Genomic DNA, 25,147 nt, shown 5'->3' on the forward strand with positions numbered 1-25,147 from the left:
TCGCCTGACTGACTATGATCGAAGCATTTGCGTGCCTGACCGGCTGGCAGCAGCTTTACCAGTTGTGGGAACTGATCGTCATGGCCTGCAAGTTTCTGTGGGACCTGCTGCGCTTCCTGGGCGGCGGGGGCTGAGCGCGGGCGGGGCGTTCATGCCCGCTGCATGCCCGCTGCGGGCATGCTACATGCCGCGGCCTCTAGACGGCCGGCGTGCCGCTTTTCGTTTCCTCTTTGGCGAGGAATGCACGCAAGTCCGCGAGCACCCGTTGCGGGTCCTCTTCCATCGGAATGTGGCCGAGGCCGTCGTACATGATGGATCGCGCGCCCGGAATGCGCTGCGCGAACTCCGCGGCGTGCGCGGGCGGAATCCAGCGGTCTTTGGCTCCCCACAGGACGAGCGTGGGGACGTCGACCGTTTTTAGCACGTCGGTATCGAGATCGGCGAAATCGAGTGTCGGCACCATCTTGCCGATTGCCGTGCGCGTGCCTTCACCGTGGAAGAACTCGATGTAGCGTCGCAGAACCGGTGCGGCGAGCCGGCGCGCATCGCCGTACACGTTGCGTACCGCGCTACGGATGATCGGCTCGGGCAGCCACCAAGGCGCGCTCATGCGCACCAGCGCGCTGTTGAAGAGGCCAATGTAGATCGGCAGCTTCATCGGAAAACCGGCCGAGTCGATCAGCACCAGCCGCTTCACCTGGTCGCGATGGCGCACGGCGTAATCCCACGAGATCAGACCGCCGAGCGAGTTGCCGATCAACATCACCCGACCGATGCCGAGCGCCTGCATGAAGGTATCGATAAAGCGCCGGTAGGCCGGCAAGTCCATTGTTTCGATCGCACCGGACGCGCTGCGCAGCGGCCCCGTCACGCCGAACGGCGGCAGGTCGAGACGGATCACGCGATGGCTGCGCGCCAGTTCCTCCGCAACACCGTCCCAGGTATGCAGCGACGCCGCGAAGCCGTGAATCATCACGAGCGGCTCGCCACTGCCTTCGTCGACGTAATGGACTTCGGTGCCCATGATGCTGACGAACTTCGAGCCTGGCTGCGTGTAGCGCCGCCGCAGTGTCTCGCGCGGCACGCTGGTAATGCCGAGGCGCGCGGCAAGCGGGCGGGGCGGCAGCACGGCTGTCTGCGAGCCGGTTCGTGCATCTGAAGCAGTGTTCACGCTTGCCATGGTTGTCTCCCTGATGGTTCGAATTGCGGCGCGGGTTCGCGTGCGGGTGCGAGAACGGCGCAGTTTCGCGGCCAGCGTCAGCGCGCGAAGCGGTATTCGTCCGCACGCACCCGGCGGGTGCGTTTGCGGAAGCTGAAAGTGAAGCCCGGCCAGATTGCCGTGACCTTGCCGCTCTTGGTCTGATACCAGCTATGGCATCCGCTCGCCCACACCGAGCGCCGCATGTCTTCCTGCAAACGCGCGTTGAAAGCCTGCTGCACGTCGGGTCGCAGATTCATGGTGCGGGCGCCGCGCCGGCGCAGTTCGCGCAGACAGTCGGCGATGTATTGCACCTGCGACTCGATCATGTAGATCATCGAGTTGTGGCCGAGGCCGGTGTTCGGGCCCACCATCATGAAGAAATTCGGGAAGTCGGCGATGCTCGTGCCGAGATACGCCTCGGGCCCGTCGCGCAGCCAGCGGGCGCCGAGATCCGCGCCGCCGATGCCGGTGACCTCGAACGGCGCACCGACGTCGTTGACCTGGAAGCCGGTGCCGCAGATGATCGCGTCGACCGGGTGATGCACGCCGTCCTCGGTGACGATGCCGTCGGCGATCAGTTCGCGGATTGCGCTCGTCACGACGTCCACATTCGGCTGGTTGAGCGCCGGATAGTAGTCGCTCGAGAGCAGCACGCGCTTGCAGCCGAGCCGGTAATTCGGCGTCAGCTTGGCGCGCAGCGCGGGTTCCTTGACGCGTCGCTCCAGATAGCTCAGACCGAATTTCATCGGGATGTTCAGCAGTTTCGGATTGACGACGAAGGCGATGGCGCGTGATTCGAGCTGCCAGTAGATCGCACTGCGAACGAATCGTTGCGTGAACGGCAGACGCCGGAACCACCATCGAGCCCGCTCGCTGACGGGCTTGTCGGGTTTCGGCATGATCCACGGCGCGGTGCGCTGGAATAGTTCGAGACGCGCGACGCGCGGCTGGATACGCGGCACGAACTGGATTGCGCTGGCGCCGGTGCCGATCACCGCGACGCGTTTGCCTTCGAGCGGATAGTCGTGATCCCAGCGCGCCGAGTGAAACAGCTTGCCCGCGAAGCGTTCGAGGCCGGCGATCTGCGGCATCGCCGGCCGTGACAGCGGGCCGCTCGCGGCGATCACGATGTCGGCCTCGATCGTTTCACGTGTGCCTGATTCGTTCGATGCCGTGGCCGCGTGGCCGCCGTTATCGCCGTTGCCGCCGTGTTCGATATCCAGACGCCATACCTGGCAATCCTCATCAAAACGCGCTGCCGCTACGCGTGCGTGGCAGCGCACGAACGGCGCGAGTCCGTACTTGCGCACGCAGTGCTGCAGATACGCGAAAATCTCGGCCTGTGGTCCGTAAGCACGGGTCCAGCCGGGATTCGGTTCGAACGAAAACGAATACAGATGCGAGGGCACGTCGCAGGCAGCGCCCGGATAGGTGTTGTCGCGCCATGTGCCGCCGATGTCGCCCGCAGCCTCGTAGATAGTGAACGAGTCCAGTCCCATCTGCCGCAGACGGATCGCCATGCCAATGCCGGCGAAACCGCTCCCGACGATGGCGATGCGTGGCTTGGCAGGCGAGGGAGACGGCATAAGGGCGATGCTCCAGGTGAATTGATCCATGACGCGACGCCCGCCGGGTGCTCGAGCCGGGCCGGAGGTGTCTACAATTGTCTACTTCGTAACGCGCAGAGTAGACAACTGTGCACCGCGCGTCAAGATCGTTTACAGTGCAGACGGTGCACGCGCTTTGTTTTTGAATCCATGGAACCCACATCTGATTCCGAGTTCGATCTCGATCTCGCGCCCGGCAAGCGCCGACTCATCGAGGCGGCGTTGCGCCTGACGGCGGGCGGTCGCAGCTTTGCGACGCTCGGTCTGCGCGAACTCGCGCGCGAAGCCGGCCTGAACCCGAACACGTTTTACCGGCATTTCGACACACTCGACGATCTGGCGCGCGAAGCGGTCGAATGGGTCAGCCGCCGTCTGCGGCCGATGCTGCGGCGCGAGCGCTGGCTCGCCGCGCACGACGAGCCGCACAGCGTGCCGCGTCGCGCCTGCGTCGCGTTTTTTGCGTTTGCACTGGATAACCGCGAAGCGTTTTTGAGCGCGCTCGCCGAGTATCACGGCACCTCGCCGGCGTTGCGCGACGCGGTGCGCGTGAACCTGAACGAGGTGTCGGCGGAGATGGCCGACGACGTCGTGCAACTCGATCTGATGCCGGCCCTCACGCGCGCGACCGTGGATGAAGTGTGCACGCAGGTCGTGCTGCAGCTGTTTCATCTGTCGCACGAGTACATCGGCGATGCAGCCCGGCGCGAGGCGCTCATCGACTATGCAGAGCGTTTTATTGTCAGGCTGTTTGCGGGCGCCGCGGTGCTCGCGCAGCACCGGCCGTCGCTCGCGGCGAATGCGTAAGCATTGAGGTAAGCGCCACGCGTCACGCCTCGTGCAAAGCGTGCATGAAACAAAGCATGAAAAAACAAAGCATAAAAAACAGGCCCCGCGATGAACGGGGCCTGTCTGTTTATGCAGATGCCGTTTGCGGCACTTGCGCGCTTGCCATCACACGGCAGGGCGGACAGCGTGCCTGTCAGGTATCGCTCCAGCCGCCCGAATCGTCGCTGCCCGTATCGACACCGCCGCTGCCGTCGTCCCAGTTGTTCGACCCCTGGCCGAAATCGAGGCCGCCGCCATCGTTGCTGTTGTTGTCATTGTTGCCGCCGCGACGGCGCGTCTCGTCGTCCTCAACGATCACTTCGCGCTCGCGGCCCGAATTGAGTGCTTCGCCGAGCAGCACGCCGGTCAGAAGGCCGCCCATGCCGCTGCCGAACCCGCCGCCTTGTTGCACGATGACCTGCGGCGGTTGCTGCGGCGGATACGGGTAGGGCGCTTGCGGCGGATTGCCGAAACGCTCGGCCTCGCGTGCGTAAGCGGAATCGCCCATGCCGGCCGGTGCGGCCGCATACGGATCGGGGCGGCCCTCGGCGCGCGCCTTCAGACTCGCGACACGTTGTTCCAGTTCGTCGAGCTGATACGGCGGCACCGGATTCTTGCCGCTCGACAACCCCTCGACCAGCGTGCGCAACTGTTCTTCGGTGCCTTCGACTTCGCGCTCCAGCGCTTCGTGTCCGGCGGCGGTGGACAGCTTCACATCGAGCTTGAGCGAACGCACGGCGTTCAGCAGATCGGTGGCGCGCTTGAGTTGCACGCGGCGATCGTCGTCGGCGCGCGAATCGTCCTGCGAGCGCGCGCGGCGCAGCGTCCAGCGCAGTATCAGCGCAATTGCGGCGATCAGCACGATAATGCCGATCCACATGCCCATGGACGGTCCGTGGCGCTCAGGCACGGGCGGCGCCAGCGCCGCCTGCTGTTGCACCGAACCGCTGTTCTGTTGCGCGAACGGATTGGCCGCATGGCGCGTGGTTACGCCGCCTTGTTCCGCGTCGCGACGAATGCGCGCTTCGGTTTGCGCGAAGCGCGTGGGATCGGTGAAGCGGATTTGCGGGTCGAGCGTCTTGGCCTGCTGGATCTGCGCCAGCGCATCGGCGGAGCGGCCTTCGCGATCCAGCACCTGAGCGTAGAGATAGTGCGCGCGCGCGTTGTTCGGATGCGCCTGCAGCACCTCGGTCAGGCCGGCGTCGGCCTGTTGCCAGTTGCCTTGCGCCATCGCGGATTCGATCTGCTGGGCGGTCGGCACGGCGAACGCCGCGCCGGACACCAGCATCAGCGAAGCGAACAGGGCTGCGAGAAATTTTTTCATGTATCAGACCGGACGGCTTGACGCCCGTCTCCATGTCAATCGATGCCCCGGTGTGACACGCAGCGCCGCACGGATTGCCGGCGCTGCGTCACCTCCGGTGTACTGCTTCGCGGCGGCTTACTGCGCCGGCGTGTTCAACTGCTTCTTCAGCGCTTCGAGGCGGTCCTCGACCGACGGGCCGCGATTCAGGTCGGCGAGCTTGTCTTCGAGCGCCTTGCCGCTTTTCACGTCGGCGGAATTCAGGCGCGCGTCGGAGCGTGCATTCGACAACGCCACCTTGTCTTCGAGCTTCTGGAAGTCGTCGGAGAGATTGCGCCCGCCGATGCCGCCGAGCGCGGTTGCCGCGACGTCCTTGGCCTGGGCGATCTGCTGCTTGGCCTGCAGGATGTTCGAGCGTGCGTTGAGGTCGTTGCGGCGGCCGCGCATGTCCTCGATCTGGCTCTTCAGTTGCGCGACCGACGGCTCCAGCGTAGCGAGCTCTTTCGCCAGCGCATCGCGTTCCGCTTCGGCGGTAGCCTGCGCACCGAGTGCTTCGCGAGCCAGCGCTTCGTCGCCCGATTGCAGCGCGCGCTTTGCGCCGTCTTCGTACTTCTTCGCCTTGTCGGCGGCAACGTCGCGCTTGCTTTGCTGCGTGGCGACCTGCGCCTGAATCTCGATCAGCGAGTTCTCCGCCTTGGCGATGCTTTCGTCGAGCTCGCGCACGATCTGGCGCGAATCGCGCGACGGATCTTGCACGGAATCGGCAGCGTCGTTCAGGAGACCTTTAAGCGTGCGCGAGATGCTATCAAATAGCGACATGAAACCCTCCGTAGAATGAAATCGGCGCTGAGTACCCGGCGCGTTCAAGCACTTGTGACGACTAGTTTACGCTGCCGTGCGCGGTATTGCGCGGGCAACCGGTGCGGAAGTCGGGGCTCGCGCGCCAATTGCAATAGGGGCATGGAAAATTGTTCGTCTGCCGCGTGGCGGCTGTGTGTCGGACGCAAGCCAGGCGGGCTCAGCAGCTCGCGGATATTACACCACGCCATGTCTTAAAACCGTCTTAAAGTGTGGCTGTATTCGTGTATCGAACGTCGATTGGGCGCCGATGCGCGCGGAAAGTTTCAACGTTTGTAAAGCGCGGCGCAAAATGCGTCGAAGGGAGATGCGGCGGCGACGGCTACGCCGCGTGCGAATGAGACCTTACAGGCGCGAAAGTAATGCCTTGGTCGCTGGATGTGTCTGTGCCACATGTCCATGGCAAAGATCGAGAAGAAGCGCTCAGGCGAAGCGGCCGTCTTCCGTGCTCGGATCGTTGCGCGGGTCATCTTCGGCGGGCGTGGCGTCGAGGCGCACACGCCGGCGCGGTGCTGCGGGTGTGGCAGGCGCAACAGGCGCAACAGGCGCAATGGGTGCGATGGGTGCAACCACGCGCGGCGCTTCGGGCTCGGCATGCGGCGCGATCGCGGCCGCTTTTGCCGCCGCCACACGCGCTACCGCCCGCTGGTCCTCGGCGGCCTGTTCTTCTTCCGGCGTGCGTACCAGCGCCGCGAGCACGTCGGCGGGCAGCAGTGTCTCGTGCTCCGCCTGCTGCGGCACGCCCGCGGCGGTCGCGGGCGCCGCCTTCTGCAGCGCGGCCGGCTGAGCCGCGCGAGCATCGCGGCTGCCGCGGGCGACCCGTTCCAGTGCCTGGTTGAGCGCGTCCGGCTCGCGCGGCGCGCGCAAGCGGTCGACAATGCTCGCCGCCTTCACCTGTTCGCTGGTCGCGCCAAAACTCAGCACCGCACGCCGCATCAACTCGCTTACGCTGATGCCGAGTGTTTCCGCGCTGGCGGCGATTGCGAGCTTCTGGGCGGGTGTCACGAATACGACGATGCGTTCGCTGGGCTTGTTCATGGTCTGCTCGCGTACTTGTTGGCGTCGAACGGCTGATTTTGCGCGCGGCCGCGCTTTCCCCGCGCGACCAGACCATCATAAGGCGAGTTGCCCCGATGCGAAACGGGCGCGGCATGAAAATCCCGCGACATCAAAGGCTTGGGCCGTTTCCGGCACACTTGTCCACAGGCCTGTCAACGTTTTCTGTTGATAACCCCTGCCGCGGCGTGCGCCGCAAGGCGGCAGCGGGGCGGGGGAAAGGCGTCGCCAAGGAATTCTTACAAAAAAATCGTCTTGGCCCTCGCGCGATTTCTTTAAAATGCGCTGTTACGTTGCGCCGGGACCCGTCTGCGCGGGCCCTTCAGGGGCGCGCCGTGGGGCTTGCCGGGGGCGTCCGGTCACACGGTGGTATTTGCCGCCCGCAGAGAGGCGTGGAGTTATGCGCCAACTATTCGAGTCATGCCAATCATCAAACGACCGCAATCCTCAAATTCTCCGGGTGGTGAAGACCGGGATCCCTACCACCGCTTCTCAGGACGCAACGACGCTTCGGACGAACCGCGCCGCCGTTCGCTCGGCGCGCGCATCGCGCTGACGTTCGTCGGCCTGCTGGCGACGCTGGTAGTCGTCAGCGCGCTGATTCTCGGTTACGCGCTGGTCGTGATGGGGCCGCAACTGCCGTCGCTCGACGCGCTGACCAACTATCAGCCGAAGGTGCCGTTGCGCGTCTACACCGCCGACCACGTGCTGATCGGCGAATTCGGCGAAGAGCGCCGCACGCTCGTGCGCTTCGAGGATATTCCGGACCAGATGAAGAAGGCGGTGCTCGCCATCGAGGACTACCGCTTCTACGAACACGGCGGGGTCGACTTCGTCGGCATCCTGCGGGCCGGTTCGGCCGACCTGTTGCACGGCGGCGCGTCGCAGGGCGCGAGCACGATCACCATGCAGGTGGCGCGCAACTTCTTCCTGTCGAGCGAGAAGACCTATACGCGCAAGATCTACGAAATGCTGCTGGCTTACAAGATCGAGCGGGCGCTGACGAAAGACCAGATTCTCGAGCTGTACATGAACCAGATTTATCTGGGCGAGCGCGCCTACGGTTTTTCGGCGGCGGCGCGCGTGTATTTCGGCAAGGATCTGAAGGATCTGTCGCTCGCCGAATGCGCGATGCTGGCCGGCTTGCCGAAAGCGCCGTCGGCGTATAACCCGGTGGTCAATCCGAAGCGCGCGAAGATCCGTCAGGAATATATTCTCAAGCGCATGCTCGATCTGAAGTACATCACCCAGGACCAGTACGACGCGGCGGTCAAGGAAGAGATCCACACCAAGAACCCCGGCAACGAATACAGCGTGCACGCCGAGTACGTGGCGGAAATGGTCCGTCAGATGATGTACGCGCAGTACAAGGACGAGACCTACACGCGCGGTCTGAACGTGATCACCACGATCGACTCCGCGGATCAGGACGCGGCGTATCACGCCGTGCGCAAGGGCGTGATGGACTACGAGCGCCGCCACGGCTATCGCGGTCCGGAAGGCAATGTCGAGTTGCCGCCGCCCGGCGACGACCGCGACCAGGCCATCGACGACGCCTTGACCGATCACCCGGACAATGGCGAGATCGTCGCGGCCGTGGTCACGGCGGCGAGCCCGAAGGAAGTGCACGCGCAGTTCCTCGACGGCACCGAAGCCACGATCAATGGCGACGGCCTGAAGTTCGTCGCCAACGCCTTGAGCGCGCGCGCCACGGCGGCGCAGCGTATCAAGCCGGGCTCGATCGTGCGCCTCGTCGCGGACGACAAGGGCAACTGGCAGATCACGCAATTGCCGCAGGTGGAAGGCGCGCTGGTGTCGCTCACGCCGCAGGACGGCGCGATTCGCGCGCTGATCGGCGGCTTCGACTTCAACAAGAACAAGTTCAACCACATCACCCAGGCATGGCGTCAGCCGGGTTCGAGCTTCAAGCCGTTCATTTATTCGGCGGCGCTCGACAAGGGTCTTGGACCGGCGACGATCATCAACGACGCGCCGCTGTATTTCCCGCCGAGCTCGCCGGGCGGCGACCCGTGGGAGCCGAAGGACGACGACCAGCCGGACGGTCCGATGCCGATGCGCGTGGCCCTGGAGAAATCGAAGAACCTCGTGTCGATTCGCATTCTGTCGTTCATCGGCACGAAGTACGCGCAGGACTTCGTGACGCAGCGTTTCGGTTTCGATGCCGACAAGACGCCGCCGTATCTGCCGATGGCGCTCGGCGCGGGGCTCGTCACGCCGCTGCAGTCGGCGGGTGCGTACTCCGTGTTTGCGAACGGCGGCTACCGGATCAATCCGTACCTGATCGCCGAAGTGACCGACGCGCGCGGCGAGGCGATTTCGAAGGCACAGCCGTTGACGGCGGGCCGCGATGCGCCGCGCACTATCGATCCACGTAACGCCTACATCATGAACAGCCTGCTGCACTCGGTGGCGACCGCGGGCACCGGCGCGGGTACCAACGTGCTGAAGCGTTCGGACCTGCAGGGCAAGACCGGTACCACCAACGACGCCAAGGACGGCTGGTTCGCCGGTTACCAGCAGTCGCTGGTGGCGGTGGCATGGATGGGTTACGACCAGCCAAAGAGCCTTGGTAGTCGCGAATTCGGCGCGCAACTCGCGCTGCCGATCTGGGTGGACTATATGGGTAAGGCGTTGCGCGGCGTGCCGCAAGCCGAGCCGGCCCAGCCCGATACGGTCACCAGCGTCGATGGCGAGATGTTCTACACGGATATGACGCCGGGCAACGGCTTCGTCGCCAGCATCGGTCTCGATTCCGCCAATCCGCTCGCTGGCGCCAGCGATGCCGTGGGCGGCGTGGGCCCCGCCGGAATGACGCCGCCGGACGTGTCGTCGAACGAGAAGCAGCAGATCATGAATATGTTCGAGACGACCAAGCCGTAATGCGGTGTGGCGTGTCCGGGTCGTATTTAAGCCGCCCGGACACGTCGTCTCACAAAAAGGCCGCCGGTACACATTTACCGTCAAGCTGACCCCAATCCAACATTTTGTAATGTAATTCCTACCTGACAGTGCGCCGGGCGCCCCCAATCCGGTTTACTATTCGAGCCTAATTCACCATTTAACCTCTCGCGACAAGGCGAGAACTTCCGCTTTCTCACCCCGGCGAAGCGCGCTACCCCCGGTCTCGACGCGCACGCGTGTCACTTCACCCGCAGCTCAGGCTGGCCTGGGACGAAGTGTTTGCAGCACCCCCTCTCAACCGGGATCTTCTTTTGAAAAGCAGAATACTTCTGGTCCTGATGACAGGACTGCTGCGCGCGTTCGCGTGGCTGCCTTACGGCGTGGTGGCGCGCCTTGGCATCGGCATCGGCGCCTTGTTGTACCGCATTCCCAGCACGCGGCGACGCGTCGTGCATACCAATCTGAAACTGTGTTTCCCCGATATGAGCGCCGCGGAACGCGAAACCCTCGCGCGCGCGCATTTCGGTCATGTGATTCGCAGCTACGTCGAGCGTGGCACGCAGTGGTTCGGCAATGCGCGGGACATTTCACGGCTAGTGGAAGTGGAGAGCGCCATCGACCTCGCCGAAGCCCACTCGCGGCCGACGATCTTCGTCGGCTTTCACTTCGTGGGGATCGAGGCCGGCTGCATGATGTATTCGACGCGCCATCCGGTCGCGTCGCTGTACACGCCGATGTCGAACGCGATGTTCGACGAGATGGCCAAGCGTCAGCGCGGCCGTTTCGGCACCGAGATGATTCCGCGCAGCGACAGCGTGCGCCGCGCCTTGCGCGTGCTGCGCGACGGCAAGCCGGTGATGCTGGCGGCGGACATGGACTTCGGCTTGCGCGATTCGGTATTCGTGCCGTTCTTCGGGGTGCCGGCCTGCACGCTGACATCCGTGTCGCGTCTCGCCAAGGCGGGCAATGCGCGGGTGGTGCCGTTCGTCACCGAGGTGCTGCCGGATTACCGCGGCTACAAGCTGACAATCTTCGAAGAACTAAGCAATTTTCCGTCGGCCGATACCACGGTCGATGCGCGCCGGATCACCGAATTCCTGGAGTCCCAGGTGCGGCGGATTCCGGCGCAATACTACTGGGTGCACAAGCGCTTCAAGCACCGGCCGGTGGGGGAGCCGGCGGTGTATTGACGGACGTGGCGGCCGCCGTTGCATCGACCGGCGGCGTTCCCATCGCCTGAAACAGCGCGGCCGTATCGGTTAGCCGCGCGCCTGTGTAGCGGATCTCGTCGAGCCTCGCGTTGCGGAACTGCTGCTCGCTCGATCGCGCCGCCGACACCGGCACGGCGCCCAGCCGGTAGCGCGCCGCGGTTTCGTCTGAAATGCCTTGCGCCGCACGCGCGGCGAGGTTGGCGGCATCGAGCGCCTGGGCGTCATGTTCGAGCGCGGCCAGCGTGTCCGCCACATTCTGGAATGCCGTCAGCACCGTCTGCTTGTACTGATCAGTGGCGGCGTCGTAGGTCGCCAGCGCCGCGCGGCGTTGCGCGAACAGCGCGCCGCCGTGGAAGATCGGTTGCGAGAGCGAACCCGCGACGGCCCAGATCGCCCCCGCGCCGGAGAGCGCCGCCGGCCAGCTAAAACCGCCTTGTCCCATCGACGCCGTCAGCGACAGGCTCGGATACATCTGCGCCGTCGCTACGCCGACATCGGCGGCGGCCGCCTTCAGCGCCGCCTCCGAGGCTTGCACATCCGGACGCGCATGCAGCAGGTCCGACGGCACCACTACCGGCACCTGTTCGGGCACATGCAGTTGCGCGAGATCGAGATCGGGCGGCGCGGCGTCAGGCGTGCGTCCGATCAGCACCGCGAGCGCGTGACGGGTGGTCGTCCATTGCTGCTTAAGACCCGGCAGACCCGCCGACAACGACGCCGCGCTTTGTTGCGCATTCAGCAGATCCGCATGTGAGATCGCGCCGAGTGCGTAGCGGCGCGCCGCGTCGCGGGCGTCGTCGTTGGCCAGTTCGACGAGCCGTTCGGTGGTGTCGATCTGCGCATGCAGCGCGGCAGCCGTGATCGCACCCGTGACGATGTTGGCCGCCAACGCGCGCCGTGCCGACTCCAGTTGAAACACCTGCACGTTCACGCGCGAGGCGAGCGCGACATTGGCGAGCCGCGAGGCGCCGAACAGATCGATCGTGTAATGTGCCTGCAACTGGCCGACAAAGTCGTTGTACAGGAACGTGTTCGGCCCGATCTCCGGAATCGCCAGCGCGCGCTGCCGGGCGGCCTGCGCCTGGGCGTCGATGGTGGGCAGCATCGAACTGCCGATCTGGCCACGCAATTGCTCGCGCGCGGCGGTGAGGCTCTTGTCGGTCGCGGCGAGGGTCGGACTATTGCGCAGACCTTCGTCGACCAGGGCGTTCAGGTCGTCCGATTGATACAGGCGCCACCAGCTCGGCACCGGCTTGGCGCCGACCACGAACTGCTGTGTGACGCCTTGCGCGGGGACGGTTTCGGTGGGCTGCGGTGCGGCGCCGTAGTGGGCCGGCGGCGGCACGGCCGGCGGATTGCCGTTCGGGCCGAACGAGCAGGCCGCGAGCGCGAGGGCGCCGCCGCTCACCACGAGCGCGGTGCGGGCCTTCCCGGCACGTTTGAAAACAGAAGTAGCCATGATCAATTTCCCGAATGCGATGCTGGCGTCGCCGCCGGCGGCGGCTCGCGTTCGTCGCCGCGCACCCTGAACGAAGCCGCGTAGAGCGCGGGCAGATAGAACAGCGTGAGCACCGTGGCGCTGGTAATGCCGCCCATCAGCGCGGTGGCCATCGGTCCGAAGAAGTTCGAACGCAGCAGCGGAATCAGCGCCAGCACGGCGGCGGCGGCGGTCAGCGTGATCGGCCGAAAACGCCGCACCGTGGCGCCGACGATAGCATCGAAGCGCTTGTGTCCGGCGGCGATGTCCTGCTCGATCTGATCGACCAGAATCACCGAGTTGCGCATGATGATGCCGAACATGGCGATCACGCCGAGCATCGCCACGAAGCCGAACGGCTGGCCGAACAGCAGGAGCGTCGCCACCACGCCGATCAGGCCGAGCGGGGCGGTGAGCACCACCATCAGCACACGCGCGAAACTCTGCAACTGGATCATCAGCAGCACCAGCACGGCGATGATCATGATCGGCATCTGCGCGTTGATCGACGTCTGCCCCTTGCCGCTTTCCTCCACCGAGCCGCCGATTTCGATGCGATAGCCCACCGGCAGCGTCTCGCGGATCTGCGCCAGCGCCTGGTCGATGCCGTGCGTGACGTCGATGCCCTGGGCGTTGCCGGTCACGTCCGATTGCACCGTGATGGTCGGCTGACGGTCGCGCTCCCAGATCACCCCGTATTCGAGGTCGTAGCGCATGTGGCCGAGCGAGCCGAGCGGCACCGGACCGTTCGGCGTGGGCATGGCGAGCGTGAGCAGTTGCGCGGGATCGACGCGCTCCGTCTTCGGCGCGCGCAGGTCGACGCTGATCAGCTTGTCGCGTTCCCGGTATTGCGTGACCGTGTAGCCGGACAGCGTCATGGCGAGGAAGCTCGAGACGTCGTCCGACGAGACGCCTAGTTCACGCGCTTTCTGCTGGTCGATCTCGAAGCGCACCGAGCGTTCGGCCGGCTCGTCCCAGTCGAACTGGACGTTGGTCGTGCGATGGTCGGCGCGCATGGTCGCGGCGACGCGCTCGGCGATGGAGCGGACCGTGGCGATGTCGTCGCCGCTCACGCGGAACTGCACCGGATAGCCGACCGGCGGCCCGTTTTCGAGGCGCGACAGGCGTGTGCGGATCGCCGGGAACTGATTGCGCAATTCCGGTTCGAGCCATTGCGCGAGCTTCTCACGTTCCTTGACCGACTTCGCGGTGATCACGAACTGGGCGAAGTTCGGCTGCTGCAATTGCTGGTCGAGCGGCAGATAAAAGCGCGGCGCGCCCTGGCCCACGAAGTCCACCGTGTGGTCGATCTCGGGGCGGCCCACCAGCACCTTTTCGAGCCGCTGCACTTCGCGCAGGGTGGCGCTAAACGAGGCGCCCTCCGGCAGCCGCACGTCGACCAGCAGTTCGGGGCGGTCCGAACTCGGGAAGAACTGCTGCGGCACCAGCGTGAAGCCTAGCAGCGCCACCACGAACAGCACCACGGTAATCGTCAGGACCACGAAACGCCGCTCGATGCACCACGCAATCCAGCCGCGCAGGCGCGAGTAGAAGCGCGTGTCGTAGATGTCGTGCTCGTAGTCGTGCGCTTCATGTTCCTGGCGCTTGCGCTCCGGCAGCAGGTGATAGCCGAGCAGCGGAATCAGTACGACGGCCGCGAGCCACGAGGCGATCAGCGCGATCGCCGAGACCTCGAAGATGGAGCGCGTGTATTCGCCGGTACTTGATTTTGCCAATGCGATCGGCAGAAAGCCGGAGACGGTGACAAGCGTGCCGGTCAGCATCGGGAACGCGGTGCTGGTGTAGGCGAACGCGGCCGAGCGCGCGCGGCTCCAGCCCTGTTCGAGCTTCACCGACATCATCTCGACAGCGATGATCGCGTCGTCCACCAGCAGGCCGAGCGCGAGCACGAGTGTGCCGAGCGAGACCTTGTGCAAGCCGATGTCGAACAGATACATGCACAGCGCGGTGACGGCGAGCACGATCGGAATGGAGATCACGACCACCATGCCGGTACGCACGCCCAGCGAGACGAGGCTCACCACCAGAACAATGGCAATCGCTTCGGCCACGGCTTCGAGGAAGTCGTCCACCGACCCGGCGACCGCGTCCGGCATGCTCGACACCTGCACGAGCTTGAGACCGGCCGGCAGATACGAGCGCAGCACCGCCGACTGTTTGTCGAGCGCCTTGCCGAGCTGGATCACGTCGCCGCCCGGCTGCATGGTCACGCCGATGCCAAGCACGGCCTTGCCGCCATAACGCATCTGCGTGGCAATGGGATCGTCGTAGCCGCGCTTGATGGTGGCGATGTCGCCGAGGCGAAACGAGCGGTTGTTGATGCGGATCAGCGTGTCGGCGAGTGCATTGACGTCCTTGAACTGGCCGCTGGGACGCACGAACACGCGGTCGTCCAGGGTGGTCAACGTGCCGGCCGGCGATACGTCGTTCTGCGAATTGATGGCTTGCGCGATCTGCTGCGGCGACACGTTCAGGCGCGTCAACTGCGTATTGGCGATCTCGACATAGATGTGCTGGTTAGGGTCGCCAAAGTAATCGACCTTGGCCACGCCCGGCACGCGCAGCAGGACCGTGCGCAGTTCGTCCGCGTAGTCGTGCAGTTGCGCGGCGGAAAAGCCGTCGCCTTCGAGTGTGTAAATGTTGGTGTAGACGTCGCCGAACTCGTCGTTGAAGAACGGCCCCTGAATGCCTTGCGGCAAGGTGGCGGCGATGTCGCCGACTTTCTTGCGCACCTGGTACCAGGTTTCCGGTACGTCCTTGACGGGCGCGGCGTCCTTCATCGAGAAGAACATCAGCGATTCGCCGGGCCGCGAATAGCTGCGCACGAAGTCGATATACGGCGTTTCCTGCAGCTTGCGGCCAATGCGGTCGGTGACCTGTTCCTGCACCTGGCGCGCGGTGGCGCCGGGCCAGAAGGTCTGGATCACCATCACGCGGAACGTGAACGGCGGGTCTTCCGATTGCGCGAGCTTCGTATAGGCGAGGATCCCGAAAGCGGTGGCCAGCGCGATCAGGAAGACGACCAGCGCCTGATGACGCAGCGCCCACGCGGACAGGTTGAAGCGTCCCTCTTCGTGTTCATGTGGAGTGCTCATGAAGCGAAGTCCTCGGGATGCAGAGGCGCGATCGGGCGCACTTTTTCGCCGGCCGACACGGTGTGCACGCCTTGCAGCACCACGCGCTCGCCGTCCTTCAGGCCGCCGGCAATCGCGACGGTGCGTTCGTCGTAACGCGTGACCTGCACGCGGCGCAGTTGCAGCACGTCGTCGCCGTCGTGCACGACCCAGACGGCGGGATAGGTGTCGTCGTGGAACAGCGCGGTGGCCGGCAGCGTGAACGACGCGGCGGGCTGCGCCGAGGTGTTGCCACCGCTTAGCGAGACGTCCGCGGTCATGCCGAGGCGGACATCCGGACCCGGCTCGAGCAGCGTAAGGTTGGCGCGATAGGTGCGGCTTTGCGGATCGGCGGCGGGCGAGAGTTCGCGCACCCGCGCGTTGAACGTGCGGCCGGGCAGCGCCGTCATGGTGACCTTGGCGGTCTGTTCCACGGCGAGGGCGGCGAGCGTGCTTTCCGGCACGTCGACCACCACGTCCACGTCGCCGCTCCACGCGAGGTTATAGACGGCGGTGCCGGCCGAGACGTTTTGCCCGGTCTGTGCCTGTTCGGCGGTGATCACGCCGGCGTGATCCGCGAGCAGATCGGTGTATTGCAACTGGTTCTTCTGCAGCGCGGCTTGCTGGGCGGCCTGATCGCGCTGCGCCAGCGCCGAGGCGTAGGCGTTGGTGGTCTGTTCGAGCTGGGCGGCCGAGATCAGGTTCTCGCGCGCCTGCGCCTCGTCGCGATCCAGTTGCTGTTTCGCATATACGAGGCTGTGCTGCGCGGCGTCGAGTTGCGCCTGCGCGCTGGCGGCGCTCTTCTGCGCGTCGGCCGGATCGAGGCGGGCCACGACTTCGCCGGTCTTGACGGTATCGCCGAGGCGCACGCGCCGCTCGATGATCTTGCCGGCAATCCGGAACGACAGCGGCGTCGAATAGCGCGCCTGTACTTCGCCGGGCAGCGATGCCGACAGCACGCCGCCGTCGGCATGCGCGGCGGCGACCACCACCGGACGCGGCGCGGGCGCCGCCGCCTGCTGTTGATGACATGCACCCAGCATGACAAGGCCGGCCAGCGCGAGAGCGAAGGCCGCGCGGCGTGCGGAGGCGGAATGGGCGTGCGGATGAGCGGGCGCGCGCATCACGGGCGATGCGCTACAACTGGGACGATTCACAATTACCCCAATCAGGAGACAGCGAACGAACACGGCGAGCCATGCGGCAGACCGGCGAGGGCACGTTTGAAACGATGCGTGCAAGACACCGTTGCTTCAAATGATGGACTGCATTCTAATACACACCTGTATCTGAGTGTATAGTCGTATTTGAATTCTTTCCGGTGGTAAACTTGCGCGAATGAAACGCCAACGACTCACACGCGAGCAGAGCAAAGACCAGACGCGTCAGCGCCTGCTCGATGCTGCGCAAGCTATTTTTATGAAGAAAGGGTTCGTCGCCGCGAGTGTCGAAGACATCGCGGAGGCGGCGGGGTACACGCGCGGGGCGTTCTATTCGAACTTCCGCAGCAAACCGGAGCTGTTTCTGGAATTGCTCCGGCGCGACCATGAAGAGATGCGGGCCGCGCTGGATAGCATCTTCGAGGAGGGGGCGACGCGCGAATCCATGGAAGCGCGCGTGCTGGCGTACTACAGCAATATGCACCGCAACAACAAGTGCTTCCTGCTGTGGGCGGAGGCGAAGCTGCTGGCCGCGCGCGACGGGCGTTTCCGGCTGAAATTCAATGCCTTCATGCACGAAAAGCTGCAGCAGCTGAGCGAATATATTCGCGAGTTTTCAGCGCGCGCGGGCACGCCGTTGCCGCTGCCGGCCGAAACGCTGGCGCTGGGGCTGATGGGATTGTGCGACGGCGTGCAGTATTTCTACACGGTCGACCCGCAAAATGTCTCGGGCGATACCGCGGAGGCCGTGCTGGCAGGGTTCTTCACGCGCGTGGTGTTCGGGCGCGACGTGGCGGCGTGAGAACGGGCAACCGGGCCGGCGCACTGCGGGCGGCCGGCACGAATCAGACGGGTATCGTCTGATGAACGGTTAATCCACCGGCAGATTCGCGCAGGCGTCAGTAACGGGCGACGCGCAGACAAACGAATACTCGCCGCTCCATTGCAGGGCGGTCTTGCCGGCGCTGAGCACCTGGCGGACGTCGGGGCTGGTTTCGTAGGCGATGAAGGCGGAGCAGGCAACTGCGGACAACACGACCAGTGAAAACGCGATTTTTTCGAAAATCTGAAAACGATGTGGCATGGCGATATCTTCCTTTCGCCCTCAATCATACCTCATATTAGGGTTTTTACCTAGTGGTCTGGGCGGCCAATCCCGTCTGTATGGGGTACATTTTTAATTCTTCCCGAACAATCCGCCATGCCGCCTTCGCGCGTCGAACGGCGCGCATCTCCGCTTAATTTCCCGTTAGACCCAAGCTGACCGTTTTGCCATCTTCAGGTCAGGGTTGGGCCATGAGTGATCGATACAATCGAACCCGTTGGGCAAGCCTTGGTACGAGCGACTCGCGGCGCGGTCTCACGCCCGGTCCATCGTCGAGGTGCGATGTCACTTGCTTGTAGTCATCGGCTTGCGTAGTCGTCGACGCCCCGTCTGTACGCCGCGTCGGCGTTCGTTGGCTTGGCTTTAATAGCGGCAGGAGTGGCCTCATGAATCATTTGCAGTCGATGCGCGTTTTCGTCAAAGTGGCCGAACTCGGCAGCTTCGCCCGTACTGCCAGCACGATGGGTATTTCCACCGCCGTCGTGACCCGCCATGTCGCCGATCTCGAAGAGCGCCTCGGTACGCGGTTGCTCAACCGGACCACCCGCAGCCAGTCGCTGACGGAATCGGGCCGGGTCTATCTGGAACGTGTGCGGCCGATCCTCGACGACCTCGAAGGCGTCGAGCAGATGGTGGTGGCGCGCAATCACGAACCGGTCGGGACGCTGCGCATCGTGGCGCCCGTCGTGTTCGGTCTGCACAACTTTGCGCCGGTGCTGCAGTCCTATGCCGAGCGCTATCCGAACGTCATTCCCGATGTCACGCTGGTGGATCGCCATGTCGACCTGGTCGAAGAAGGTTTCGACGTCGGTGTGCTGATCGCGCGGCAGATGCGTAGCGCCAGCATCGTCACGCGGCGCCTGACCACCGGCCATATGACGGTGTGCGCGACGCCCGCCTATCTGCAAAAGCATGGCGCGCCGACCCGTCCGGAACAGTTGCAGGATCATCCGAGCCTCTCGTTGCCATCCGAATATGGCGGCGACGAGCGCGTGTTCAGCAACGCGGACGGCAGCGGCGAAGTGCGCGTGCGGCCGACCAATGCAATTGTCGCCAACAATACGGAAATGCTGCGCCAGTTCGCGCTGCTCGGCATGGGCATCGCCATCCTGCCGAGTTACCTGATTGGCCGCGATCTCGAACAGGGTCGTTTGGTGCGTCTCCTGGGCGGTTATCGCCTGCCGCAGGTCGAGGTGACGATTGCTTACCCGAGCCGTCATCATTTGCCGGCCAAGGTGCGCACTTTTATCGACCACCTGGTCGAGCACTTCAGCAAGATGTCGAACAATCTGCCGGGCGAATCGGTTCATCCGCAGGAGATCGCGTCGCGCGCCGCGCAGGTGAAGCGCGCCTTGGTGGATGGCGAGGCGCAAACGCTGGACTTCGACGATCAGGAAGACGAAGCCGCCGCACCGCGCGGCAAAGCGGCCACGGCTTCGCGCAAGCCCTCCCGGTCGACCCGCATGAGCGAGGCGCAGCAGGTCTCGCCGGTTTGATCGGACGAACCGGCACGCGATACCCTTGAGCGTGTGACAACAAGCGGGCGATACTGACGGATTGCCGGGATGCGTGCGAAACGCGTCCCGCTATCCGCGGCTCAGCCCGCACACGCCATTCGGGGAGCATGACGCATTGAACCTGAGCTTTGCCGACACCACCCCCGACGACGTCGAAACGCTGGTGCAAATCCGTATCGAGGCGATGCGCGAGAGTCTGGAACACCTCGGCCGTTTCGATCCGATTCGCGCCCGCGAGCGGTTTCTCGCCTCGTTCGACGCCCGCTATTGCCGCTACATCCTCGTCGACGCTATCAAAGCCGGCTTCGTGCTGATCAGACCCGAGCCGGATCATCTGCTGCTCGACCATTTCTACATCGTGCCGCTGCATCAGGGAAAGGGCGTGGGCGCGGCCGTGCTCGACACGATTCTGAGCGACGCCGACACACGCGCGCTGCCAGTCAGGCTCGGCGCACTACGCGGCAGCGGCTCCAATCGCTTCTACCAGCGGCACGGCTTCGTCAAAACTCACGAGAGCGAGTGGGACATCTACTACAGCCGTGAACCGCGCGTGCCGGTTACCGTTGCCTGAAGCCGCCAGCTTTATTTTTCGCGCGGGGTCCACGCGATCTGCGTGGTCCGTCCAACGGCCGCATTGGGTCAGGCCGTCGCACCCTCTGAGCGGCCAAGAAACTCCGCAATCACCGCTGCAATTTCCGTGGCATGGGTTTCCAGCGCGAAATGGCCCGTATCGAAGAAGCGCACCTCGGCATGCGGGATATCGCGCTTGAACGCCTCGGCGCCGGGCGGCAAAAAGAACGGATCATGTTTGCCCCACACCGCAAGCAGGCGTGGCTGATGGGTACGGAAGTACGCCTGGAATTTCGGGTACAGCGCCACGTTGTTGCGGTAGTCGCGGAACAGGTCCAGTTGCACCTCGTGCGCGCCGGGCCGGCTCATATAGAAGTCGTCGAGCGAATAACCATCCGGCGAAACCGCGCTCGCGTCGGGCACGCCATGCGTGTATTGCCAGACCGTCGTTTCATGCGTGAGCAGCGCCCGTAGCGCCTCGCGGTTGGCGGGCGAGGCGTCCTGCCAATAGGCGCGAATCGGATTCCAGCCGTCGCTCAAACCTTCTTCATAGGCATTGCCGTTCTGCGAAATGATCGCCGTGATTCGCTCGGGATGGCTGACTGCCAGCCGGAAACCGGTCGGCGCGCCGTAATCGAAGACGTAGACCGCAAAGCGGTCGAAGCCGATCACTTCGGTAAAGCGCTCGATCACCCTGGCGATATTGTCGAACGTGTAGGCAAAGGTTTCGCGGCTCGGCAGATCGGACTGGCCAAAGCCCGGCAGATCCGGCGCGACGATATGGAATTGGCTCGCGAGCTGCGGAATCAGGTCGCGGAACATATGGCTGGAACTGGGAAAGCCGTGCAGAAGCAGCAGCTTCGGGGCGCCCGGGCGGCCGGCTTCGCGATAAAACACCTTAAAGCCGTCGACGTCGGCATGGCGGTAAGCAACAGCAGTCATGATTTCTCTCCTCAAGGGATCAGGATGTTGCGGGCGACGGCCTGCGTCACGCGCGACAAGGCACGCGGAAATCCGCGCAAAAATTAACGGGAAACGACCGAGCGGACCGCTTCCACGATGATGTCGGTCACCGCCTCGGGCGCGGTCACGAGCGGCGTGTGATCGGCCGCGTGTGAGCGCACCTGCGCCTTCATGCGCTCCGCCATGAAATGCTGGGTGGCCGGATCGATCATGCGATCCTGCTGCGCGACGAGAAACCAGCTCGGACGGTCCTTCCACAACGGACGCCCAACCGCCTCGCCGATGCACGACACGGAAATCGGCCGCTGCGTCGCGGCCAGCACCGCGAGTTCCTGTGGCGTCGCGTGCTGGGCGAATGCCGCGCCGAAGGCGGCTTGCGGCAGCCAGATCAGGCCATGGGCATCGGGCGCGAGCTGCGGCGCCTGCGGATGCGCTTCGCCGCGGTAGAACACCTCGCCCACCGTTTCACCTTCGTCGGGGGCGAGCGCGGCCACGTACACCAACGCTTCCACCTTCGCGGACCGTGTTGCGCCGATCACGCCGCCCGCATAGGCATGCCCGGCCAGCACCACAGAGCCGTCGATACGTTCGAGCAGCCGGTCGAGCGCCGCCACGTCGTCGTGCAGCGAAGTCAGCGGCAAGGGCGCCGCGACCGTGTTGATCCCTTGCCCTTGCAGACGCTCGATTACACTGCGCCAGCTCGATCCGTCCGCCCATGCACCGTGCGCCAGCACGACGCTCACATTGTCAGATGTCATGTCCCGCTCCTCTCAAGATAGTGGATGCCGCCTGGGTGATGCCGCCGGCGCCTCGCCAGCGGCGTCTTGCTATGTAACCTTTGTTTCGTTGTTTTAAAGGTTACTCAACGGCGGTGTAACTTGTCAAGTGTGTTTTTAACGGTTACTATTCGTCTGTCGTAATTGCAGATGGGTCTCAGAAAATGGACTACCGTCAGATTCCTCCCATGTTGATTGCCGATGCGCGAGGTCTCGATTTCCTGAATTCGATCGCCACGCCGGTCGACGAAGAAGTCGACTGGATTAGCGATGGCGAAGGGCTGCTGGCCTGGCTGGAGCAGGCCGGCATGGTGCCGCCGACCGTGCTGGCGGCGTTGCGCGCTCAGTCGACGGCGGCCGAATTCGACGCCGTGGCGCGGCAGGCGCGCGAGCTGCGCGAGTGGTTCAGGGGTTTTGTGCGCGAGCGCAAGGGGCGCCCGCTGTCAGGCGTCGAGGCGCGCGAACTTGCGCCGCTGAACGATCTGCTCGAAGGCGACGAACGCTATGAGGAAGTGGTCGCCGAAGTCACGGATGGCGTGGCGAGGCTGGAGCGGCGCGCGCGGCGGCGCTGGCGATCGGCGCAGTCGCTATTGCTGCCTATCGCCGAAGCGCTGGCGAGCCTGGTGTGTGACGAGGATTTCACGCAGGTGAAGGCCTGCGAAGGGGCGCGCTGCACGCTGATGTTTGTCGACCGCACGCGGGGCCACGCGCGCCGCTGGTGCAGCATGGCGGCGTGCGGCAACCGCGCGAAGGTCGCGGCGCATCGCAGCAGGCTAAAACAGCAGGGAAGCCACTGACCGGGCGTATCAAGACGTCCGGTCTATAGCGGCGGTTCAGATCAATCAGGCGCCGAGACCTGGCCCGAAATTGCCCGCGAGCAACGGGGTGACGGAGGCGATATCCGGGTAGTCCTGCTCGGGCAGGCCGTCGAGCATTGTCAGCACTTCGTTGCTGGCGCCGGCTTCGCGGGCGATATCGACGAGTCCGTCCTTGTTGATCGGAAACTTCGCCTCACGCAGCAGATCGGCGAGTTGCAGGTTGATTGCTTCGCCAGGGATAGCCGAGCCGGCCATGCACGTACTCCTCATTAGGTGATCAATATGCTGCGCGGTCATGCGGATGCATGAAGGCCGCGCGCTGCCTCATGCAGGAGAAAAGCCGGACTCAGGTTTGCAGATGTTCGTCCTGCCCGGTGAGCCCGCGTTCGAGATGCCGCGATTTGGGCAGCGCGATGTGCTCCCACTGTTGCGGACGGTTCTCGTCCGTGACGGCCGCGCCGGGCGCGACCGGGGCAACCGGTGCGGCGTCCGCCCGTTCCACGGCCGAATGCGCGGGACTGGCGGTGTTATCGAGCGCGGTATGAACCGGCGCCGCGAAGCACGACGCGGACAGCGTCACCATGACTATCAGTGTCGAGATTTTCATCGCCCGACCTCCTATCACATGCAGCGCAGAGACTGCAGCAAGCGCTGTGCCATTCCTGCGGCCGCAGGGGAGGCGCGCGCTTCGTGCGGCCGCGTTGGCCGCGCGCCGCACTTCTTCCATCTTAGACGGCAAATCTTGCAACTGCCGCACAAAAGCGCGCATGGCGGTGAAAAGCGGGAGTGGGCGCCTGGGAATGCGGCAGCCGGGTGGCCGTACTTCGCGCAACGCGGGTTCAGCGCGTCGGGTTCATGCGGAAATAGGCGTCAAGCAGCGAAGTCTTATAGACCACCCCGGCCAGCGTCGGATGCGCCACGCTTTCGATTACCGGCAGCCGCTCGCCCTGAAAAGCCATGAAATGCTGCAGTGCAACGCCGAGCGACATATCGGGCGTGAGCACATCGAAGTGCGGCTGCAGGTAGTCGGCGGCGGTTTTGTCGGCGGTGTCGCGCTTGTCCAGCAGGTCGGAGGTGATGTCCTTCAAGGCGACCACGCCGAGAAACGCCCCGGCCGCGTCGGCGACATACAGATATTTCACCGGATACTCGAGGAACACCCGGGTCATCTCCTGCACGGTCGCGCCCGGCTGCACCACGGTTTGCGCCGGACGAATCAGTTCGCGCATCTGGGTGGCGCGCAGCCGCACGCGCTCCTGTTCCTCGCGATTGCGCAGCAGGGTGATCTCGTACATCGAAGTTTTGCCGATCGCCCGCGCCACGAAATATGCCACCACGCATGACAGCATCAGCGGCAGCACGACCTGATAGCTGAGCGTCATTTCGAAGATCATCAGGATGGCCATGAGCGGCGCCTGGGTGGCGCCGGCGAGGAAAGCGCCCATGCCGACCATGGCGTAAGCATACGGCGCCGAGGTGGCGTGCGGCCACAGCGCATGCATGCCCTGGCCGAACAGCGAGCCCACCACCGCGCCGACGAACAGGGTCGGGGTGAAAATGCCGCCCACCGCGCCTGAGCCGGCGGTGGCGGCGGTCGCCACCAGCTTGAACACCAGCACGAAGACGAGCGCCGTCCACGTCCACGGCGAATGCAGGATGGAATTGACGACGCTGTAGCCATTGCCCCACACATCGGGCGACCATACCGACAGAATCCCCACCACAAGTCCGCCCAGCGCGAGCCTGACCGGCAGCGGCAACGGCAGTTTGCGAAAACCGGCCTTCGAGACATCGAGCATGCGCAGAAATTGCGGCGCCGCCGCGCCGCACAGCACGCCCAGCGCGACGAACAGCAGCACTTCGAGGCCGGCCACCGGCGGGAACATCGGCATTTCGTATGGCGGCCGGTAACCGGTGAATTCGCGCATGGTGATGTTGGCCACCACCGCCGCGACCACCACCGGGCCGAAACTCTCCATGGCGATCGAGCCGAGCACGATCTCGGTGACAAAGAAGGCGCCCGCGATTGGCGCGCTATACGCCGAGGTGATCCCGGCGGCCGCGCCGCAGGCCACCAGCAGGCGCAGACGCGGCGGATCGAAGTGGACCCAGCGGCCGATCAGCGACGCGCACAGCGCCGCGAGCTGCACCATCGGACCTTCGCGGCCGATCGAGCCGCCGCTGGCAATCGTGAAGAGCGACGACACGCTGCGCCAGAAGCTAAGCCGCACCGGCACGATGCCGTCGCCGATCGCGACGGCCTCCATGTAATCGGTGTGGGTGTGCTTGTCGGCGTGGCGCCGCGCGATCAGCAGCAGGAAGCCGGCGATCAGGCCGCCCACGGCCGGCAGCCAGATGCGCAGGGTCCACGGCATGCGCCGGGCCATTTCGACGAAGCTGCCGGCGTCGCCGGAAATCGCCTGTTGCAGCAGCGAGATGGCCTCGCGAAAGGCGACGGTCGCGAGCGCGCCCGCGACCCCGACCACCACCGACCAGACCAGCATCGTATGGGCCTCGGAGAGTCGAAACAGCGCTTGCGCGCGGGTACGCAGCTTCAGCAGGAATGAGAGCACGACGGCGGCAGGGTAGGTGAAAAAGGGAGAGCAATCGCGCGCAAGAATAGCATTGCGTGACGCGCGCGGGA

The 25,147-nt window shown here is 64.7% G+C and carries 20 protein-coding genes and 1 pseudogene; 7 read left to right on the forward strand and 14 right to left on the reverse strand.

What is annotated here, in order from left to right; translation table 11 throughout:
- Positions 1–196: 196 nt before the first annotated feature.
- Together FQ755_RS01770 and FQ755_RS01775 are read right to left on the reverse strand one after the other, a co-directional pair.
- The gene (locus tag FQ755_RS01770; RefSeq protein ID WP_144150393.1) at positions 197–1,180 is read right to left on the reverse strand and encodes an alpha/beta fold hydrolase; all 984 of its coding nucleotides are present in this window, start codon (positions 1,178–1,180) and stop codon (positions 197–199) included.
- 77 nt (positions 1,181–1,257) lie between these two features.
- The gene (locus FQ755_RS01775) at positions 1,258–2,787 is read right to left on the reverse strand and encodes a flavin-containing monooxygenase (protein ID WP_186308396.1); all 1,530 of its coding nucleotides are present in this window, start codon (positions 2,785–2,787) and stop codon (positions 1,258–1,260) included.
- 171 nt (positions 2,788–2,958) lie between these two features.
- Between FQ755_RS01775 and FQ755_RS01780 the strand changes: the two genes are divergently transcribed.
- The gene (locus tag FQ755_RS01780) at positions 2,959–3,612 is read left to right on the forward strand and encodes a TetR family transcriptional regulator (RefSeq protein WP_144150394.1); all 654 of its coding nucleotides are present in this window, start codon (positions 2,959–2,961) and stop codon (positions 3,610–3,612) included.
- 175 nt (positions 3,613–3,787) lie between these two features.
- On the opposite strand, the gene FQ755_RS01785 is transcribed toward FQ755_RS01780, so the two are convergent.
- The 3 genes from FQ755_RS01785 to FQ755_RS37090 all read right to left on the reverse strand — a co-directional run bounded on the left by FQ755_RS01785 (position 3,788) and on the right by FQ755_RS37090 (position 6,832).
- Complete coding sequence (locus FQ755_RS01785) at positions 3,788–4,957, reverse strand: tetratricopeptide repeat protein (RefSeq protein ID WP_144150395.1); 1,170 nt, start codon at positions 4,955–4,957, stop codon at positions 3,788–3,790.
- A 117-nt stretch (positions 4,958–5,074) separates the two neighbouring features.
- Positions 5,075–5,755, reverse strand: coding sequence for a PspA/IM30 family protein (locus tag FQ755_RS01790; RefSeq protein WP_144150396.1), 681 nt, complete (start codon positions 5,753–5,755; stop codon positions 5,075–5,077).
- 462 nt (positions 5,756–6,217) lie between these two features.
- Positions 6,218–6,832 (reverse strand): plasmid mobilization protein, encoded by a 615-nt coding sequence (locus FQ755_RS37090; RefSeq protein ID WP_186308392.1) that lies wholly within the window; start codon positions 6,830–6,832, stop codon positions 6,218–6,220.
- Positions 6,833–7,270: 438 nt separating this feature from the next.
- On the opposite strand from FQ755_RS37090, the gene FQ755_RS01805 reads away from it, so the two are divergent.
- Positions 7,271–9,751: a penicillin-binding protein 1A gene (locus FQ755_RS01805; protein WP_144150398.1), complete on the forward strand. Its 2,481-nt coding sequence runs from the start codon at positions 7,271–7,273 to the stop codon at positions 9,749–9,751.
- 332 nt (positions 9,752–10,083) lie between these two features.
- Positions 10,084–10,962 (forward strand): lipid A biosynthesis lauroyl acyltransferase, encoded by an 879-nt coding sequence (locus FQ755_RS01810; RefSeq protein WP_144150399.1) that lies wholly within the window; start codon positions 10,084–10,086, stop codon positions 10,960–10,962.
- On the opposite strand, the gene FQ755_RS01815 is transcribed toward FQ755_RS01810, so the two are convergent.
- The 3 genes from FQ755_RS01815 to FQ755_RS01825 are packed head-to-tail and all read right to left on the reverse strand — an operon-like array spanning position 10,925 to position 16,718.
- Entirely contained in the window at positions 10,925–12,442 is a 1,518-nt protein-coding gene (locus FQ755_RS01815) for an efflux transporter outer membrane subunit (protein ID WP_144150400.1), read from the reverse strand. The two genes, FQ755_RS01810 and FQ755_RS01815, sit on opposite strands and share 38 nt — an antisense overlap.
- A gap of 2 nt (positions 12,443–12,444) precedes the next feature.
- Complete coding sequence (locus FQ755_RS01820) at positions 12,445–15,576, reverse strand: efflux RND transporter permease subunit (RefSeq protein ID WP_144150401.1); 3,132 nt, start codon at positions 15,574–15,576, stop codon at positions 12,445–12,447.
- Positions 15,573–16,718, reverse strand: coding sequence for an efflux RND transporter periplasmic adaptor subunit (locus FQ755_RS01825; protein WP_144150403.1), 1,146 nt, complete (start codon positions 16,716–16,718; stop codon positions 15,573–15,575). Before FQ755_RS01825 ends, FQ755_RS01820 begins: the two co-directional genes overlap by 4 nt.
- A 214-nt stretch (positions 16,719–16,932) precedes the next feature.
- On the opposite strand from FQ755_RS01825, the gene FQ755_RS01830 reads away from it, so the two are divergent.
- Complete coding sequence (locus FQ755_RS01830) at positions 16,933–17,556, forward strand: TetR/AcrR family transcriptional regulator (RefSeq protein WP_144150405.1); 624 nt, start codon at positions 16,933–16,935, stop codon at positions 17,554–17,556.
- 69 nt (positions 17,557–17,625) lie between these two features.
- Here FQ755_RS01830 and FQ755_RS01835 read toward each other — a convergent pair whose 3' ends face one another.
- Positions 17,626–17,838 (reverse strand): hypothetical protein, encoded by a 213-nt coding sequence (locus FQ755_RS01835; RefSeq protein ID WP_144150407.1) that lies wholly within the window; start codon positions 17,836–17,838, stop codon positions 17,626–17,628.
- 407 nt (positions 17,839–18,245) lie between these two features.
- Between FQ755_RS01835 and FQ755_RS01840 the strand changes: the two are divergent.
- Together FQ755_RS01840 and FQ755_RS01845 are read left to right on the forward strand one after the other, a co-directional pair.
- Positions 18,246–19,137: pseudogene (locus tag FQ755_RS01840) on the forward strand (LysR family transcriptional regulator); the annotation flags it as partial.
- 354 nt (positions 19,138–19,491) lie between these two features.
- Positions 19,492–19,947, forward strand: coding sequence for a GNAT family N-acetyltransferase (locus FQ755_RS01845; RefSeq protein WP_260858252.1), 456 nt, complete (start codon positions 19,492–19,494; stop codon positions 19,945–19,947).
- A gap of 68 nt (positions 19,948–20,015) precedes the next feature.
- Here FQ755_RS01845 and FQ755_RS01850 read toward each other — a convergent pair whose 3' ends face one another.
- Complete coding sequence (locus FQ755_RS01850) at positions 20,016–20,888, reverse strand: alpha/beta fold hydrolase (RefSeq protein WP_144150409.1); 873 nt, start codon at positions 20,886–20,888, stop codon at positions 20,016–20,018.
- A gap of 83 nt (positions 20,889–20,971) precedes the next feature.
- Positions 20,972–21,667: an alpha/beta fold hydrolase gene (locus FQ755_RS01855; RefSeq protein WP_144150411.1), complete on the reverse strand. Its 696-nt coding sequence runs from the start codon at positions 21,665–21,667 to the stop codon at positions 20,972–20,974.
- A 182-nt stretch (positions 21,668–21,849) separates the two neighbouring features.
- Between FQ755_RS01855 and FQ755_RS01860 the strand changes: the two genes are divergently transcribed.
- A complete protein-coding gene (locus FQ755_RS01860) occupies positions 21,850–22,482 on the forward strand; it encodes a CGNR zinc finger domain-containing protein (RefSeq protein ID WP_144150412.1) in 633 nt (210 codons plus the stop codon).
- A gap of 45 nt (positions 22,483–22,527) precedes the next feature.
- Here the strand turns inward: FQ755_RS01860 and FQ755_RS01865 are convergent, their stop codons facing one another.
- From FQ755_RS01865 to FQ755_RS01875, 3 genes are all read right to left on the reverse strand, one after another.
- Positions 22,528–22,758: a DUF2795 domain-containing protein gene (locus tag FQ755_RS01865; protein ID WP_144150414.1), complete on the reverse strand. Its 231-nt coding sequence runs from the start codon at positions 22,756–22,758 to the stop codon at positions 22,528–22,530.
- A gap of 91 nt (positions 22,759–22,849) precedes the next feature.
- Positions 22,850–23,110 (reverse strand): hypothetical protein, encoded by a 261-nt coding sequence (locus FQ755_RS01870; protein WP_144150416.1) that lies wholly within the window; start codon positions 23,108–23,110, stop codon positions 22,850–22,852.
- Positions 23,111–23,342: 232 nt separating this feature from the next.
- Complete coding sequence (locus FQ755_RS01875; RefSeq protein WP_186308393.1) at positions 23,343–25,076, reverse strand: ClcB-like voltage-gated chloride channel protein; 1,734 nt, start codon at positions 25,074–25,076, stop codon at positions 23,343–23,345.
- Between the last annotated feature and the right edge of the window lie 71 nt (positions 25,077–25,147).

The organism is Paraburkholderia sp. BCC1885 (assembly GCF_900996235.1).
GTDB lineage: Bacteria > Pseudomonadota > Gammaproteobacteria > Burkholderiales > Burkholderiaceae > Paraburkholderia.

Bases quoted from the DNA above. Each gene is read 5' to 3' on its own strand.
- FQ755_RS01770 (WP_144150393.1), bottom strand. From the start codon at position 1,180: ATGGCAAGCGTGAACACTGCTTCAGATGCACGAACCGGCTCGCAGACA.
- FQ755_RS01775 (WP_186308396.1), bottom strand. From the start codon at position 2,787: ATGCCGTCTCCCTCGCCTGCCAAGCCACGCATCGCCATCGTCGGGAGC.
- FQ755_RS01780 (WP_144150394.1), top strand. From the start codon at position 2,959: ATGGAACCCACATCTGATTCCGAGTTCGATCTCGATCTCGCGCCCGGC.
- FQ755_RS01785 (WP_144150395.1), bottom strand. From the start codon at position 4,957: ATGAAAAAATTTCTCGCAGCCCTGTTCGCTTCGCTGATGCTGGTGTCC.
- FQ755_RS01790 (WP_144150396.1), bottom strand. From the start codon at position 5,755: ATGTCGCTATTTGATAGCATCTCGCGCACGCTTAAAGGTCTCCTGAAC.
- FQ755_RS37090 (WP_186308392.1), bottom strand. From the start codon at position 6,832: ATGAACAAGCCCAGCGAACGCATCGTCGTATTCGTGACACCCGCCCAG.
- FQ755_RS01805 (WP_144150398.1), top strand. From the start codon at position 7,271: ATGCCAATCATCAAACGACCGCAATCCTCAAATTCTCCGGGTGGTGAA.
- FQ755_RS01815 (WP_144150400.1), bottom strand. From the start codon at position 12,442: ATGGCTACTTCTGTTTTCAAACGTGCCGGGAAGGCCCGCACCGCGCTC.
- FQ755_RS01820 (WP_144150401.1), bottom strand. From the start codon at position 15,576: ATGAGCACTCCACATGAACACGAAGAGGGACGCTTCAACCTGTCCGCG.
- FQ755_RS01825 (WP_144150403.1), bottom strand. From the start codon at position 16,718: ATGCGCGCGCCCGCTCATCCGCACGCCCATTCCGCCTCCGCACGCCGC.
- FQ755_RS01830 (WP_144150405.1), top strand. From the start codon at position 16,933: ATGAAACGCCAACGACTCACACGCGAGCAGAGCAAAGACCAGACGCGT.
- FQ755_RS01835 (WP_144150407.1), bottom strand. From the start codon at position 17,838: ATGCCACATCGTTTTCAGATTTTCGAAAAAATCGCGTTTTCACTGGTC.
- FQ755_RS01850 (WP_144150409.1), bottom strand. From the start codon at position 20,888: ATGACTGCTGTTGCTTACCGCCATGCCGACGTCGACGGCTTTAAGGTG.
- FQ755_RS01855 (WP_144150411.1), bottom strand. From the start codon at position 21,667: ATGACATCTGACAATGTGAGCGTCGTGCTGGCGCACGGTGCATGGGCG.
- FQ755_RS01860 (WP_144150412.1), top strand. From the start codon at position 21,850: ATGGACTACCGTCAGATTCCTCCCATGTTGATTGCCGATGCGCGAGGT.
- FQ755_RS01865 (WP_144150414.1), bottom strand. From the start codon at position 22,758: ATGGCCGGCTCGGCTATCCCTGGCGAAGCAATCAACCTGCAACTCGCC.
- FQ755_RS01870 (WP_144150416.1), bottom strand. From the start codon at position 23,110: ATGAAAATCTCGACACTGATAGTCATGGTGACGCTGTCCGCGTCGTGC.